1 protein-coding gene is annotated in these 1,455 nt (G+C 43.5%); it reads right to left on the bottom strand.

Going from position 1 to position 1,455, the window contains the following annotated elements; all coding sequences use genetic code 11:
• Positions 1 to 392 precede the first annotated feature (392 nt).
• On the bottom strand, positions 393 to 1,226 hold the full coding sequence (locus ACYVIY_RS28565) for a hypothetical protein (protein ID WP_460980085.1): 834 nt from the start codon (positions 1,224 to 1,226) through the stop codon (positions 393 to 395).
• Positions 1,227 to 1,455: the final 229 nt, after the last annotated feature.

Here is a 1,455-nt window from a genome sequence, read left to right as displayed (position 1 = left end):
CTAATTTTTAGTTGAGATACTGTAAATGGATAGTAGGACTATAAGCATGAACTAATAAATTCACTTCAAAAATGTAAACTTATTTTAGGACGCTACACGAAAACGAGACGTTGATTCATGAGATGACAATTTTAGACGGTAATTAATTATCACAAATATCACCATCATTGCACAGTACGCTGCGTCAAAAAACGGGCGATTTTTGAGATAAAAAAAAGGTAGCCGTTGCAAATTAGTTTGCAACGGCTACAAACGCTTTCAACTATTATTCTTGGCATACTCAGGTAGTAATAACACTAACCGTTTATGGGCAGCGCCAGCACCAGCATCGATAAACCCTCGGCTTGCCCCTCAGTTTAAACCCAGTTATCTAGACAGCGGTTAGGTAGGCCCTACTGGTAAGTGATCGTGTAGGTAAACTGACCCATGACGCCTACCGGAGCAACCCGTTGGAGAGGAAAGCCCGCCTTATTGACTTGTAGTGTCTCACTCTTTAACGTACTGGTCTGACAACCATACAAGGCAGTACAATACTTTTTAGTACGGCTGAGCAGGTTATTACTAGTGAGCACATCTAAACCAGTCAAGCCCGTCGACGACCCAACGCTTCGATTGAAAGAGGCTAGTAAAGCCGCCAGAATCTGATATTCTTTACTCTGGGCAAATACCGTCTGGTAGTGATCATACTGCTGATCGAGCACTTCATAGAACACATTTGGGTTACGAGACTTACTGTCTTTTGATTCCGCTTCCAGATCAAAATGGCCTTGGTTATTCAGATACAGTCTGCCTAGCTTAACATTGGATTTTAGAGGATAGCCTTCCTGGTCGAGCCCAAAGCTGGCCTTTTTCACTTCCTGATCATCAATGACTAGACGAGCGCTAAGAGTTGGGCCCTCATACGTCAAGTCGAAGCGGGCGGGCTTGTCCCAACTATAAGCGGTCGAATCCAGATCATTGGATAAGGATCGCAGACTAACGCCGATTAAGCGATGATTCAGATAGGAAAATTTTACCCAAGGGACAATGGGTCTATTAACCGCTGAGGGCGCCAGCAACGAATCGCGAACGGACTCGAGTTGATTGATCGCGTTATAGGTAAATTGAGCCCGATAAACCAGATGAGCCAACGTTCCGTCCGCATGGTAATCAATAAAAGCCGGACGAGTTAGGCCCTTGACTGATTCGTCAGGCTCGACAGGCGAGATCGTCTGACAAGATGCCATCAGGATACCTATACTACTAAGCAGGCAACGAATAGGAAAGCGAGAAAAATAAAACATAACAATACGCGTAAAAGGATTGATCGTTGGTTCAGGTGGTTAGTATTCTCCCCCTTCCCAAAGACTAGTACCGACTGTAGCGTCCTAAAATAAGTTTACATTTTTGAAGTGAATTTATTAGTTCATGCTTATAGTCCTACTATCCATTTACAGTATCTCAACTAAAAATTAG

Source organism: Spirosoma knui, from assembly GCF_054780635.1.
The sequence above is the reverse complement of the archived record's forward strand: the minus strand, read 5'-3'. Positions and strand labels throughout refer to the sequence as shown.

Excerpts from the sequence above, each read along its gene's own strand:
- ACYVIY_RS28565 (WP_460980085.1), bottom strand. The coding sequence starts at position 1,226 with ATGGCATCTTGTCAGACGATCTCGCCTGTCGAGCCTGACGAATCAGTC.